This window comes from Pseudomonas sp. 2024-210 (assembly GCF_045062345.1).
Classification (GTDB): Bacteria; Pseudomonadota; Gammaproteobacteria; order Pseudomonadales; family Pseudomonadaceae; genus Aquipseudomonas.
Genome location: NZ_JBJGEJ010000006.1, coordinates 199,267 through 212,049, shown reverse-complemented (window position 1 = coordinate 212,049; position 12,783 = coordinate 199,267). Strand labels below are relative to the sequence as shown.

Annotated in this window: 15 protein-coding genes; 5 read left to right on the top strand and 10 right to left on the bottom strand. The window is 55.4% G+C overall.

What is annotated here, in order from left to right; genetic code table 11:
- Positions 1-135 precede the first annotated feature (135 nt).
- Positions 136-729, top strand: coding sequence for a phosphoheptose isomerase (locus ACI7MX_RS11415; RefSeq protein WP_122785733.1), 594 nt, complete (start codon positions 136-138; stop codon positions 727-729).
- Positions 726-1,307 (top strand): BON domain-containing protein, encoded by a 582-nt coding sequence (locus tag ACI7MX_RS11410; RefSeq protein ID WP_314491249.1) that lies wholly within the window; start codon positions 726-728, stop codon positions 1,305-1,307. The genes ACI7MX_RS11415 and ACI7MX_RS11410 overlap by 4 nt, the downstream gene beginning before the upstream one ends.
- Before the next feature lie 48 nt (positions 1,308-1,355).
- Here the strand turns inward: ACI7MX_RS11410 and ACI7MX_RS11405 are convergent, their stop codons facing one another.
- From ACI7MX_RS11405 to rplM, 7 genes are all read right to left on the bottom strand, one after another.
- A complete protein-coding gene (locus tag ACI7MX_RS11405) occupies positions 1,356-1,769 on the bottom strand; it encodes a ClpXP protease specificity-enhancing factor (RefSeq protein WP_405586679.1) in 414 nt (137 codons plus the stop codon).
- 16 nt (positions 1,770-1,785) lie between these two features.
- The gene (locus tag ACI7MX_RS11400) at positions 1,786-2,403 is read right to left on the bottom strand and encodes a glutathione S-transferase N-terminal domain-containing protein (protein ID WP_405586681.1); all 618 of its coding nucleotides are present in this window, start codon (positions 2,401-2,403) and stop codon (positions 1,786-1,788) included.
- Positions 2,404-2,585: 182 nt separating this feature from the next.
- Complete coding sequence (locus ACI7MX_RS11395) at positions 2,586-3,365, bottom strand: cytochrome c1 (protein WP_405586684.1); 780 nt, start codon at positions 3,363-3,365, stop codon at positions 2,586-2,588.
- The gene (locus ACI7MX_RS11390; RefSeq protein ID WP_122785738.1) at positions 3,365-4,576 is read right to left on the bottom strand and encodes a cytochrome bc complex cytochrome b subunit; all 1,212 of its coding nucleotides are present in this window, start codon (positions 4,574-4,576) and stop codon (positions 3,365-3,367) included. Before ACI7MX_RS11390 ends, ACI7MX_RS11395 begins: the two co-directional genes overlap by 1 nt.
- The gene (gene petA, locus ACI7MX_RS11385) at positions 4,576-5,175 is read right to left on the bottom strand and encodes a ubiquinol-cytochrome c reductase iron-sulfur subunit (protein ID WP_405586687.1); all 600 of its coding nucleotides are present in this window, start codon (positions 5,173-5,175) and stop codon (positions 4,576-4,578) included. Before petA ends, ACI7MX_RS11390 begins: the two co-directional genes overlap by 1 nt.
- 251 nt (positions 5,176-5,426) lie before the next feature.
- On the bottom strand, positions 5,427-5,819 hold the full coding sequence (rpsI, locus tag ACI7MX_RS11380; RefSeq protein ID WP_003216038.1) for a 30S ribosomal protein S9: 393 nt from the start codon (positions 5,817-5,819) through the stop codon (positions 5,427-5,429).
- A 14-nt stretch (positions 5,820-5,833) separates the two neighbouring features.
- Positions 5,834-6,262, bottom strand: a complete 429-nt coding sequence (rplM, locus tag ACI7MX_RS11375; protein WP_007917032.1) for a 50S ribosomal protein L13 — start codon at positions 6,260-6,262, stop codon at positions 5,834-5,836.
- 246 nt (positions 6,263-6,508) lie between these two features.
- On the opposite strand from rplM, the gene ACI7MX_RS11370 reads away from it, so the two are divergent.
- Both ACI7MX_RS11370 and ACI7MX_RS11365 read left to right on the top strand, forming a co-directional pair.
- Positions 6,509-7,549, top strand: a complete 1,041-nt coding sequence (locus ACI7MX_RS11370; protein WP_405586693.1) for an NADP(H)-dependent aldo-keto reductase — start codon at positions 6,509-6,511, stop codon at positions 7,547-7,549.
- 341 nt (positions 7,550-7,890) lie between these two features.
- A complete protein-coding gene (locus ACI7MX_RS11365; RefSeq protein WP_405587012.1) occupies positions 7,891-8,787 on the top strand; it encodes a GlxA family transcriptional regulator in 897 nt (298 codons plus the stop codon).
- A gap of 56 nt (positions 8,788-8,843) precedes the next feature.
- Here the strand turns inward: ACI7MX_RS11365 and zapE are convergent, their stop codons facing one another.
- The 3 genes from zapE to ACI7MX_RS11350 all read right to left on the bottom strand — a co-directional run bounded on the left by zapE (position 8,844) and on the right by ACI7MX_RS11350 (position 12,039).
- Positions 8,844-9,938, bottom strand: a complete 1,095-nt coding sequence (gene zapE / locus ACI7MX_RS11360) for a cell division protein ZapE (protein WP_405586696.1) — start codon at positions 9,936-9,938, stop codon at positions 8,844-8,846.
- A gap of 91 nt (positions 9,939-10,029) precedes the next feature.
- A complete protein-coding gene (locus ACI7MX_RS11355) occupies positions 10,030-11,385 on the bottom strand; it encodes a tryptophan--tRNA ligase (RefSeq protein ID WP_405586698.1) in 1,356 nt (451 codons plus the stop codon).
- Between the two features lie 24 nt (positions 11,386-11,409).
- Positions 11,410-12,039 carry an alpha/beta hydrolase gene (locus tag ACI7MX_RS11350; RefSeq protein ID WP_405587015.1) on the bottom strand — a complete coding sequence of 210 codons (630 nt, stop codon included), beginning with the start codon at positions 12,037-12,039 and terminating at the stop codon, positions 11,410-11,412.
- Between the two features lie 145 nt (positions 12,040-12,184).
- Between ACI7MX_RS11350 and ACI7MX_RS11345 the strand changes: the two genes are divergently transcribed.
- Positions 12,185-12,619, top strand: coding sequence for a ZapG family protein (locus ACI7MX_RS11345; RefSeq protein ID WP_314489833.1), 435 nt, complete (start codon positions 12,185-12,187; stop codon positions 12,617-12,619).
- Positions 12,620-12,783 lie beyond the last annotated feature (164 nt).

Sequence of the window (12,783 nt, the reverse complement as noted above, 5' to 3'; positions counted from 1 at the left end):
CGCTATCAGGCCTATCCAGCACCCTTTTTAAAACGATTTTTGCTTTGCTTTGCGGGCTGCACATTCTTGTGCCGGGAAGTCACTCAGGAACACCTGAGTCACGCCCGACCAGCCGCCCTACTTAAGGTCACATAGATGGACATGCAATCCCGGATCCGCCAGCTTTTTCAAGCCAGCATCGACACCAAGCAGCAAGCGATGGAAGTGCTTGCCCCTCACATTGAGCTCGCCAGCCAAGTGATGGTCAACGCGCTGCTCAATGAAGGCAAAATGTTGTCGTGCGGCAATGGCGGGTCCGCCGGCGACGCCCAGCACTTCTCATCCGAGCTGCTCAACCGTTTCGAGCGTGAGCGCCCGAGCCTGCCGGCCATTGCCCTGACCACTGACAGCTCAACGATCACCTCGATCGCCAATGACTACAGCTTCAACGAGGTGTTCTCCAAACAGATTCGCGCCCTCGGCCAGCCCGGCGATGTACTGCTGGCCATTTCCACCAGCGGTAACTCGGCCAATATCATTCAAGCAATCCAGGCGGCCCATGACCGAGAAATGATCGTGGTTGCCATGACCGGCCGTGACGGCGGCGGCATGGCCTCACTGTTGCTGCCTGAGGACGTGGAAATTCGCGTCCCGTCTCTTGTCACTGCACGCATCCAAGAAGTCCATCTGCTGGCGATCCACTGTTTGTGTGATCTGATCGACAGCCAATTGTTCGGGAGTGAAGAATGACTTTCAATCGCCTTGGCCTCGTTGCCCTGACCCTGTGTCTGGGCTTGACCGCAGGCTGCAGTTCGGTACTGACCGCCACCCGCGATACACCGATTGAAGATGATCGCGGCACGCGTACTTTTGGCAGCAAAATTGACGACTCCTTGATCGAAACCAAAGTGGCCGTGAACGTGGCCAAAGCCAACCCTGATCTGGACACCGCCTCCCACATCGTTGTCACCAGCTACAACGGCATCGTATTGCTGGCCGGGCAAACACCGCGCGCCGAACTCAAAGCTCAGGCAGAACAGGCTGCTGCAGCCGTTCAGCGCGTAAAGAAGGTCAACAACGAACTGCAAGTGATGGCACCGTCATCCATTCTGGCGCGCAACAATGACGCCTGGCTGACCACCAAAATCAAAACCCAAATGCTGACTGACAGTGAAATTCCGGGCTCGCGGATTAAAATCGTCACTGAAAACGGCATTGTCTACATGCTGGGTCTCGTCACCAAGCAAGAGGCCACAAGGGCCACCAATCTGGTGCAAAGCGTTTCCGGCGTTCAAAAAATCGTAAAGCTGTTTGAGTACATCGACTGACCTGAACGTCAGGCACAAAAAAGGCGACCCTGAAGGTCGCCTTTTTTATTACTTGACCACTTTCAAGCTTGGCCGGCCCGAAGGTCTCGGCGGCTCAGTACTTGGCGGCGGCCCATCATCTTGCGGCTCATCCTCGTCATCACCACCCAGGTGCTCTTCAAGGTCAAACACCATACCCTCGCCATTCTCACGAGCGTAGATGCCCATGATGGCCGGGATAGGCACGTACAGCGTATGCGGCACACCACCAAAACGCCCTTCAAAACTTACCGCTTCGTTGTCCATGTGCAAATTGCGCACGGCGGTTGGCGAAACATTCAGGACAATCTGCCCATCACTGGCAAAACCCGCAGGCACTTGCACCTTCGGGTAGTCAGAGTTAACCAGCATGTGCGGTGTGCAATCGTTATCAACGATCCACTCATAGAGCGCACGTACCAGGTAAGGTCTGCTTGAATTCATCGAGGGCTCCTAAGCCTTAGCGCATGTCGCGTTCGACACCAGACAAACTTGCCTGGAAAGCCTCACGCGCAAACTGGCGCTCCATATAGTCGAGCAACGGCTTGGCTGGCCGCGGCAATTCAATACCCAAAACAGGCAGGCGCCAGAGTATCGGCAATAGACAGCAGTCGACCAGACTTTGCTCATCACTGAGGAAAAAAGGTTTGTCGGCAAATAATGCAGAAACACCTGTCAGGCTCTCGCGCAGCTCTTTGCGCGCCTGAACCCGTGCCGGTTCCTTGGTCTTGGCGTCGAGAATCAAGTCCACCAGCGCACACCAGTCACGCTGGATGCGGTGGATCAACAGGCGACTGTTGGCGCGCGCTACCGGATACACCGGCAACAACGGCGGATGCGGATAACGCTCATCCAGATATTCCATGACTACAGTCGACTCCCACAACGCCAGGTCACGATCGACCAACGTTGGCAGGCTGCCGTAAGGGTTCACTTCAATCAGCTTCGGCGGTTGACGACCCGCCTCCACACTGATGATCTCGGCGCTGACGCCTTTCTCTGCGAGCACAATGCGCACTCGGTGAGAATAGTGGTCTGCTGGGTCGGAGTAACAGGCCAACCGATTGGTCACGCCCATGGCGGTCCTCCTCGCTTGTAGAAATTATCAGGAGCGGCAAAACGAGCACGCCCAAGGAACGTCTCCGATAACTGCAAAATCCGCAGGGGCAAGATATTCACCTTGCCCCTCGCACATCCTGCATGGTTACCCTTAAGAGACACCTCGGGCGCGCACGATTAACAGCATTGCGTGTAAATCTATCAGTGCACATCTTTCCAGTATTCGCGCTTGAGCAGATAAGCGAATACGAACAGGAAGGCCAGATAGAGCAGAACGTAGGTCCCGATGCGCTGATGTTCCAGCTTTACCGGGTTGGCCGAGTAGGCCAGGAAGGTCACAAGGTTCTTGATCTTCTCATCGAACTGCTCTTCAGTCAGCGCGCCGGTTTTAGGCAACACTGTCAGCTGGTCGCATGCTTCATGTGTCAAAGGCGTGCCAGTGAGCGGATCATACTGCTTCTTGCCATCTTCTACGATCTGTACTTGCTTGCAGCCGATAACCTGACGACCCTGCAATGGCGCCAGAACATTAGGCATGCCCACATTAGGGAAGACTTTGTTGTTCACGCCCCAGGGGCGCGACGGATCTTCGTAGAAGGCTCGCAGGTAGCTGTACAACCAGTCCGTACCGCGCACACGCGCCACCAGCGTGAGGTCGGGAGGCGCAGCGCCAAACCAGGCCTTGGCGTCCTCAGGCTGCATACCAATGTTCATATGGTCGCCAATCTTGGCCCCGGTAAACACCAGATTATCGAGCATGACGTCATGGGGGATCCCCAGGTCATCGGCCACTCGCTCATAGCGCTGGAATTTGGCACTGTGGCAACCCATGCAGTAGTTGGCGAACGTGCGTGCGCCATCCTGCAAGGCCGCCTTGTCAGACACATCAATGTCAACTTTGTCGAGCTGCACACCTTGTTCAGAAGCAATGGAGACTACCGGCAAGGCCACGAGCATCAATACAGCCAATAGCTTTTTCATCAGCCAGTCACCCTTTGCGGAACAGGTTTGGTCTTCTCAAGCCGGGTATAGAACGGCATCAGAATGAAGTAGGCGAAGTACAGAAACGTACACACCTGCGACAGCAGCGTGCGACCCGGCGTGGGCGCCATCACACCCAGCACACCGAGAATCACGAACGAGATGCAGAACACCCATAACCAGATTTTGCTCAACCAGCCTTTGTAGCGCATCGACTTGACCGGGCTACGGTCAAGCCAGGGCAACACAAACAACAGGGCAATTGCAGCGCCCATGGCGATCACGCCAAAGAGCTTGTCCGGAATCGCCCGCAAGATCGCGTAGAACGGTGTGAAGTACCAGACAGGGGCAATATGCTCGGGCGTCTTGAAGGCATTAGCCTGTTCAAAGTTAGGCTTTTCAAGGAAGTAGCCGCCCATTTCGGGGAAGAAGAACACAATCGAGCAGAAGATAAACAGGAACACCACCACGCCGACAATGTCTTTGACGGTGTAGTACGGGTGGAAGGGAATGCCATCCAGCGGGATGCCGTTTTCGTCTTTGAGCTTTTTGATATCCACGCCATCCGGGTTGTTGGACCCGACTTCGTGCAAGGCCAGGATGTGCAGCACCACCAACCCCAAAATCACGATCGGCAAGGCCACCACGTGCAAGGCAAAGAAACGGTTCAGGGTAATACCGGAGATCAAGTAGTCGCCCCGAATCCACTGCGTCAGGTCGTTGCCGATGACCGGAATGGCGCCAAACAGCGAGATGATCACCTGCGCCCCCCAGTAGGACATTTGTCCCCAAGGCAGCAAATAGCCCATGAACGCTTCCGCCATCAGGGCCAGGTAAATCATCATGCCGAATAACCACACCAGCTCTCGCGGCTTCTGATAGGAGCCATAGAGCAAGCCCCGAAACATGTGCAGATACACCACGATAAAGAACGCCGAAGCGCCCGTGGAGTGCAAGTACCGGAGGATGGAGCCGTACTCAACATCGCGCATGATGTATTCGACAGAAGCAAAAGCCTCTTCGGCTGACGGCGTGTAGCTCATCGTCAGCCACACACCTGTTACAAGCTGATTAACCAGAACCAGCAATGCGAGGGAGCCGAAGAAGTAGAGGAAATTGAAGTTTTTGGGGGCGTAATACTTGCTGAGATGGTCTTCCCACATTTTCGTGGCAGGGAATCGAGCATCAATCCAATCCATGAATTTGCTCATTACGCGCTCTCCCCTTCAAGACCAACGACAATGACATTATCGCTGCCATCTACATAGTAGTAAGGCGGGACTGGCAGGTTCAAAGGTGCAGGCTGCGACTTGTAAACACGACCGGCCATATCATAGTGTGAACCATGGCAAGGGCAAAAATACCCACCGACCCAATCCTTGCCCAGGTCAGCAGGCGCTACTTCAGGGCGAAACGTCGGCGAACACCCCAAATGCGTACAAATTCCGATTACTACCAGCACTTGCGGCTTAATGGATCGCCATTCATTCGCTGAGTTTTCAGGCTGATCAGACTGCTTGGACTCAGGATCAGCAAGCTGGCCCTCGATCTTTTTCAGATTTGCCAGAATCTCCTCAGTGCGGCGAACAATAAATACTGGCTGACCCCGCCACTCAGCAATCATCTGCTGGCCTGGCTCGATCTTGGCGATATTCACTCTCACCGGCGCACCTGCGGCTTTCGCCTTGGCACTGGGAAACCATGACCCTACGAACGGAACCGCCGCCCCCACCGCTCCTGCAGCACCCACCACGGATGTGGCTGCCACGAGGAAGCGACGCCGGCCGACATTGACGCCGTCATTGCTCATCAGTCCTCTCCCATCAGCTTTTTAGCCTGTAAAACCAGGCTTCTTTTAATTAACAATCTGTAGTTATTAAATTTTGCCGAATGGTAATGAAAAGACCCTACTCTTACAAGGTCTATACCGCTCTGAGTCGGCTACAGCCCTTGCAGTATAGGGCCTCTACTGATGTGGCACGTTGACACAGCACATAATTAACGCCCATAAAAAAAGCCCAGCTCCGAAGAGGCTGGGCTTTTTTTGAACGAAGCTGCGAATTAACGCTTCGAGTACTGCGGACGCTTACGCGCTTTACGCAGACCGACTTTCTTACGTTCAACTTCACGAGCATCGCGAGTTACGAAGCCTGCTTTGCGCAGAGCGCCACGCAGAGTTTCGTCGTACTGCATCAGTGCGCGAGTGATACCGTGGCGGATTGCGCCAGCTTGACCACTTACACCACCACCGATCACGGTGACGTAGATATCGAATTTCTCGACAGTCTCAGTCAGTTCCAACGGCTGACGAACTACCATGCGGGCAGTTTCGCGACCGAAGAAATTCTCCAGAGTGCGGTTGTTGATCGAGATGTTACCGGTACCTGGACGCAGGAAAACGCGTGCGGTTGCGGTTTTACGACGGCCAGTGCCGTAGTTTTGAGTCGCCGACATAATGAACTATTCCGTTAAAACTTCAGTTCTTGGGGCTGCTGAGCAGTATGAGGGTGAGCAGCGCCCGCATAGACTTTCAGCTTACGGTACATGTCGCGACCCAGTGGGTTTTTAGGCAGCATGCCTTTAACCGCGGTCTCGATCACGCGCTCAGGAGCTTTGGCGATCAGCTTTTCGAAGTTGATCGACTTAATCCCGCCCGGGAAACCGGAGTGAGAGTAGTACATTTTGTCAGTGGTTTTAGCACCAGTGACACGGATCTGCTCAGCGTTGATAACAACGATGTAGTCACCGGTGTCAACGTGCGGAGTGTATTCCGGCTTGTGCTTGCCACGCAGACGGCTGGCGATCTCGGTGGCCAGACGACCCAGGGTCTGACCAGCAGCGTCGACGACAAACCAGTCGCGCTTTACTGTTTCTGGTTTAGCAGTAAAAGTTTTCATTCTTTATAGCCTCAGGGGCCGCCCTGTAAATTAGACGGCGGATCTTACTGAATAGTGCGTACTTTGACAAGTCAAAGGCAGCCGGATACAGACGCTATCGGGGGCTCGGGTCAGCGCGTCCGTTCAACGGCAAGATTCTTCGGCAGGCGGCGCATCACTTCCACTGCAGAAAGAGGTCGGCAATTATGCAGATTGCGAAAAAAAATACAACCTGCTTTTATGTTTGTTTACCCGAAGGAGCATCCGATGGACTACCGAAAGCTGGGCAGAACCGACCTCAACGTCAGCGAAATTGCTCTCGGCACCATGACCTGGGGTGAGCAAAACACCCAGACTGAAGCCTTCGAGCAGATTACGTTCGCCAAAAATGCCGGCATCAATTTTATCGACACCGCCGAGATGTACCCGGTCCCTCCCAAAGCTGAAACTTACGCCACAACCGAGCGCTATATCGGCAACTGGTTCAAGGAACACGGTGACCGTGCCGACTGGATTCTGGCCAGTAAGATCGCTGGCCCAGGCAATGGCATCGACTACATCCGTGACGGCCAGCTCAAACATAATCGTGCCCACATCGTGCAAGCACTGGATGCCAGCCTCAAGCGCCTGCAAACAGACTGGATCGACCTTTACCAGCTGCATTGGCCTGAACGCAGCACCAACTTTTTCGGACAATTAGGCTACACGCACAACGCCGATGAACAGTTCACGCCTCTGGAAGAAACCCTCGAAGCGCTGGACGAGCAAGTCAAAGCCGGCAAAATCCGCCATATCGGCCTGTCCAACGAAACGCCTTGGGCCACCATGAAGTTTCTGCAACTGGCCGAAAGCCGTGGCTGGCCGCGTGCCGTTTCGATCCAGAACCCCTACAGCCTGCTCAACCGAAGCTTCGAAGTGGGCCTGGCGGAAATTGCCATTCGCGAACAATGCGGGCTTCTCGCCTACTCACCCTTGGCGTTCGGCATGCTCTCAGGCAAGTACAGCGGCGGCGCACAGCCGCCAAAAGGCCGCCTGAGCCTCTACAGCCGCTTCTCACGCTACTCCAACCCGCAAGCCGTTGCAGCCTGTGAGCGTTACGTGGCGCTGGCTCGGGACCACGGTCTTGATCCGGCGCAAATGGCGTTGGCGTATGTCACCCAGCAACCCTTCGTCACCAGCAATATCATTGGCGCAACGACGATGGAACAGCTGAAAAGCAACATCGCCAGCGTTGATGTGAAGCTCTCGAATGAGGTCTTGGCCGGGATAGAAGCCATCCACAAGGATCAGCCTAACCCTGCGCCTTAGCCAATGTCGCCAATCGCCCCGTAGTAGCTGCCGCAGGCTGCGTTCGATTGCGTAGCGATCGTAAACCCAGACACCGCGATTTTTATTCAAAGATCGCTCCCCCGGGTTTACGACGGCTTCGCCGCCGGACGCAGCCTGCGGCAGCTGTTACGGATTTAGCATGCAGCCCTAGACACACAGGATAAAAAATAAGACGATCCAGCCGTCAGTTGACCAATTTCACCTATAAGAATAATCAAATCATGTCTAATCAACTCTCAACGCCCCTGCGGCGCGTCAGCATATTGGCCATTGATCGGGTATTTGCTTCAACCCTGATGCAAGCCAAGGATTTTTTTCATCTGGCCAGCCTGCGGCACGGCAAACAGTTGGGCCTGGGCCTGACCGCCAGCTTTGAAACCCGACTGGTCAGCCCTGACGGGTTGCCTGTGAGCAGCTTTAGCGAAGTAGCCATTCCCGTCGATGGCGCACTGGAAGACACCGACATCATCATCCTCCCGGCCTTCTGGGACGACTTCGACACCCTCTGCCAACGCTACCCGCAAATCCTGCCGTGGCTGCGCGCCCAGCATGAGCGCGGGGCGGTGTTGTGTGCTGAAGCTACCGGCGCCTTCTGGCTGGCAGAAGCCGGGTTGCTGGACGGCAAGGAAGCGACCACGTACTGGCGCTTTTTCACGACCTTTGCCAAGCGCTATCCGCAGGTGCAGCTCAATCAGGACAAGCACCTGACCGACGCCGACAACCTCTACTGCGCGGGCGGCCCGACCTCAGCCTGCGACCTCTATATTTACCTGATCGAACGGTTTTGCGGTGCCAATATCGCCCAAGCCGTTGCCCGCGACATCCTCTACGAAGTGCAGCGCAACTACACCACGGGGCCAATCGGTTTTGGCGGACAAAAACTGCATCAGGACGTGATCATCTTGCAGATTCAGCACTGGCTCGAAGAGCATTTTGCCGACAAATTCCGCTTTGAAGACGTGGCCCGCGAACACGGCATGAGCATTCGCAACTTTATGCGCCGCTTTCAGACCGCCACCGGCGACAAGCCCTTGCACTACCTGCAACGACTGCGCATTGAAACCGCCAAAGGCCTGCTCTCGGCCACTCGCAAAAGCATCAAAACCATCAGTTACGACGTGGGTTACGACGACGCGAGCTTCTTTGCTCGACTGTTTCGCCAACACACCGAACGCTCGCCCCATCAATACCGCCAGCAGTTTCAGCAAGCGGCTTGAGCCCCACCCAATGCAAAAAGGCCTGCAATCGCAGGCCTTTTTTTGTTCAGGTTTGACTACGGCTTGTGCGCCCGTGTCAGGTACTCGTGGGACTGCATTTCAAGCAGACGGCTCAGCGTGCGCTGGAACTCGAAGTTCAATCGTCCACCGGTGTAGAGGTCTTTGAGCTCCACCTCGGCCGAAATGATCAACTTGACGTTACGGTCGTAGAATTCGTCGACCATGTTGATGAACCGACGGGCTATGTCATCCGTCTTGACGTCCATTTGCTCGACTCCGCTGAGTATCACGGCATTGAAGATTTTACCGAGCTCGATGTAGTCGTTCTGGCTACGCGGGCCATCGCACAGCTCACGGAAATCAAACCAGGCCACGTCATCGCATGTGCGCAACGCGCGAATCGTGCGGTTTTCGATGATCAACTCATCGTTTTCTACCACGTGCGTTGAATTGTGCGTCAGCGCCTTGAAGCTTTCGTGCAGGGACTTTTCAGACGCCTCGTTCAACGGGAAGTGGAACAACTCTGCCTGCTCAAGGTGACGCAAACGGTAGTCGACACCACTGTCGACGTTGACGATTTCAGTGTTCTGCTTGATCAAGGCAATGGCCGGCAAGAAGCGGGCACGCTGCAAACCGTCTTTGTACAAACCATCCGGCACGATGTTCGACGTCGCGACCAGGGTGACGCCGTTTTTGAACAACTCTTCCATCAACGTGCCCAGAATCATGGCATCGGTAATGTCCGAAACAAAAAATTCGTCAAAACAGATCACCCGCGCCTCATCGGCAAAACGCTTGGCAATGATGGTCAGCGGATTCTTTTCGCCAGGAAGCGTGCGCATTTCTTCATGCACACGCTTCATGAAGCGGTGGAAGTGAGTGCGCACTTTCTCCTTGAACGGCAACGCGTCGAAAAAGGTATCAACCAGATAGGTTTTGCCCCGTCCAACACCGCCCCAGAAATACAGGCCTTTGACCGGCGTGCGTTCTTTTTTGCCGAACAGCTTGCCGAACATGCCCGGCTTGCTTTGCGAAGCGGCCACCAGGTCGTCGTACAGGCGCTGCAAATGACGCACAGCGTTTTCCTGCGCAGCATCGTGGAAGAAGTCCGGGCGTTTCAGATCTGCTTGGTATCGTTCTAGAGGCGTCATAATTCGTTAGCAAGGCAACAAAAACGGGCCGTCACTGTAGCGACGGCCCTGAGGAATGGCAATCAAACCTGTGTCGAAACGTCGCACTTTCTCAGTCTTGCGCAGGCATCAGCGCCACACGCAGAGCTTCGATAGCCGCATCACGGGCATCCGCGCCGGTAAACACCGGGCTGTCAGCCACACAGCTGTCGTTGAGCCACAAGCTAAAGCTCAGTTCATCGGTGCGAATATCCAGTGCCTCGCCACTCTGCAACTGCTTGGTCACCTGACCGGCGGCTTTGCCATCAGCAAAACTGCGCGACAACAGCAATTGCTCGCCATCGGCGGCCAGTAGACGGAAGCGGAAACTGCCATCTTCATCACGGAAGCTGACAAAACGCGGGCCTTTTGCCGCTTTCTTTTTGCTGGCAGCGGTGGTTTGCGCCGCGCCGACAAACGAACGCAGGCCCACCGCCTCACGCAGCTCAGCGAGAAAGGGCGTCGCTGTTTTGCGGGCCTTTTGCGCACCGGCCAACAGGATGTCTTCCATGTCAGCAGGACGCGACATCAATTCGTGGTAACGCTCGCGCGACTCACCCAGCTCGCTGTCCAACAGCTTGAACAGCCGATCTTTGGCCTCACCCCAGCCCATGCCCTGCAACAGCTCGCTACGGAACTCTGCGGCTTGCTCAGGCGTCGAGAACGCTTGATACAAGGTAAACAGGTGCGAATTGTCCGGGTCTTTCGGCTCACCCGGTGCACGGGAGTCGGTAACTATGCGCGAGATAGCGCTTTTCATGTCCTTGGCGCTGCTGAACAACGGAATGGTGTTGTCGTAGCTTTTGGACATCTTGCGGCCATCAAGACCCGGCAGCGTGGCGACGCTTTCTTCAATCAACGCCTGCGGCATGGCGAAAAACTCTTTGCCGTTGCCAAACAGGTGATTGAAACGCTGACCAATATCACGGGCCATTTCGACGTGCTGGATCTGGTCGCGGCCGACCGGCACTTTGTGGGCGTTGAACATCAGAATGTCCGCCGCCATCAACACCGGATAGCTGTACAGCCCCATGGTGATACCTGCATCCGGGTCTTCACCGTTTTCCAGGTTTTTGTCGACCGAGGCTTTGTAAGCGTGGGCACGGTTGAGCAAGCCCTTGGCTGCCACACAGGTCAACAACCAAGTCAGCTCAGGAATTTCCGGAATGTCTGACTGGCGATAGAACGTCACGCGATCAACGTCGAGCCCGGCCGCCAGCCAGGTCGCGGCGATTTCCTGACGCGAGCGCTGAATGCGCTGCGGGTCATCGCATTTGATGAGGGCGTGATAGTCGGCCAGAAAGTAGAACGAGTCGGCATTGCTATCACGGCTGGCCACGATCGCAGGGCGAATGGCCCCGGCGTAGTTGCCCAGGTGCGGCGTGCCGGTGGTGGTGATACCGGTAAGAATTCGGGTACGAGTGGTCATGGGTAATCGCTTATCAGGCTGCAATCATTTCGAAAGGCGTGGCGCTACCAACTCTTTGAGCTCAGGCAGCTTGCCGTGAAAAAAGTGCCCGCATTCTGCCACTTTCAGCAGCTCATGGGGACGTGACAGGTGTTCAGACCAGTCATAAACCAGTTGGGGATCAATCACTTCGTCGGTTTCAGGCTGGATCACGGTCAGCGCGCACTGCGCGGGTAGCGAGTCAGTCTCATCTAAACGCATCACGGCAGGCGCGACCATAAAGACGCGCTCAATCGTGACGCCTGCTTTCTCCAGACGCCCGCCGAGGCTGGCCGCAACAAAACCACCAAATGAAAAACCCAGCAGGGTGATCGGTAAGCCCGGGTGCTTTTCGAGCAACCAGTTGGCCGCCGCGTACGCATCGTCAACTTCACCGGCGCCCATGTCGTGGCTACCGGCGCTGGCTCCTGTGCCACGGTAATTGAATCGCAAGGTTACAAAACCGGCATCACGGGCCGTACGTTGCAGGGTTGAAACCACTTTATTCAACATCGTCCCACCCTGCACCGGGTTGGGATGACACAGCAACGCGAGGCCGCGAGGCTCAACGTGATCAAGGTATAAAGCTTCCAACTGGCCGACCGGGCCATCAATGAATAACGCTGTTTCACGCATAAGCAAAAAGGAACTCCGTGACCTCAAAGTGGGTCGACTCGTCTAGCTGATAGATTCTGTCTGAGATATTTGCGAGTGGATCGCGGTATACAGCGCAGGTCCGAGCCGTTAACGTAAAGCAAAGCCGTTTATAGAGGAAGGACTCGTGGAACACTCGCTCTTAATTTGGTTGTTGCCGACTCTAGCCTTGGTTGCCGGTGTCGCCATTGGTTTCCTGGTTGCTCGTCTGCTGCCCAATGCCGCGCCTAACCGCACGCAGCGTCAGCTAGACGACATCCAGGAACGTTTTGACAGTTATCAAAGTGAGGTGGTAACCCACTTCAACAGCACCGCCAATCTGATGAAAAAGCTCAATCAGAGTCATCATGACGTGCAAGAACATCTCGCCGAGGGTGCCAACCGTTTGGCCCTGGACGAGCTGACTCGCCAACGCCTGCTGGCTGCCCTGAATTCTGACGTGGCACAACCGCACCGCGAGCGCATCACCCCGCCGCACAGCACCGAGCCGCCACTGGACTACGCGCCAAAAAGCGCAAACGGCCCTGGCATGCTGGATGAGCACTACGGCTTGAAGAAGTAATTCTTCGGCTTAAACGCTCACCAAAAAGCCCCGTGATCTGCAAGGATCACGGGGCTTTTTTATTGAATCTGCTGCCGCTGCCGAAGGCTGCATCCGGCGGCAAAGCCGTCGCAACCTATGACAACCCGATTTATCTGTTTGACCGCGATCTCAGGTTTTACGAT

Coding starts and splice junctions, on each gene's coding strand:
- ACI7MX_RS11415 (WP_122785733.1), top strand. CDS start 136: ATGGACATGCAATCCCGGATCCGCCAGCTTTTTCAAGCCAGCATCGAC.
- ACI7MX_RS11410 (WP_314491249.1), top strand. CDS start 726: ATGACTTTCAATCGCCTTGGCCTCGTTGCCCTGACCCTGTGTCTGGGC.
- ACI7MX_RS11405 (WP_405586679.1), bottom strand. CDS start 1,769: ATGAATTCAAGCAGACCTTACCTGGTACGTGCGCTCTATGAGTGGATC.
- ACI7MX_RS11400 (WP_405586681.1), bottom strand. CDS start 2,403: ATGGGCGTGACCAATCGGTTGGCCTGTTACTCCGACCCAGCAGACCAC.
- ACI7MX_RS11395 (WP_405586684.1), bottom strand. CDS start 3,365: ATGAAAAAGCTATTGGCTGTATTGATGCTCGTGGCCTTGCCGGTAGTC.
- ACI7MX_RS11390 (WP_122785738.1), bottom strand. CDS start 4,576: ATGAGCAAATTCATGGATTGGATTGATGCTCGATTCCCTGCCACGAAA.
- petA (WP_405586687.1), bottom strand. CDS start 5,175: ATGAGCAATGACGGCGTCAATGTCGGCCGGCGTCGCTTCCTCGTGGCA.
- rpsI (WP_003216038.1), bottom strand. CDS start 5,819: ATGTCGGCGACTCAAAACTACGGCACTGGCCGTCGTAAAACCGCAACC.
- rplM (WP_007917032.1), bottom strand. CDS start 6,262: ATGAAAACTTTTACTGCTAAACCAGAAACAGTAAAGCGCGACTGGTTT.
- ACI7MX_RS11370 (WP_405586693.1), top strand. CDS start 6,509: ATGGACTACCGAAAGCTGGGCAGAACCGACCTCAACGTCAGCGAAATT.
- zapE (WP_405586696.1), bottom strand. CDS start 9,938: ATGACGCCTCTAGAACGATACCAAGCAGATCTGAAACGCCCGGACTTC.
- ACI7MX_RS11355 (WP_405586698.1), bottom strand. CDS start 11,385: ATGACCACTCGTACCCGAATTCTTACCGGTATCACCACCACCGGCACG.
- ACI7MX_RS11350 (WP_405587015.1), bottom strand. CDS start 12,039: ATGCGTGAAACAGCGTTATTCATTGATGGCCCGGTCGGCCAGTTGGAA.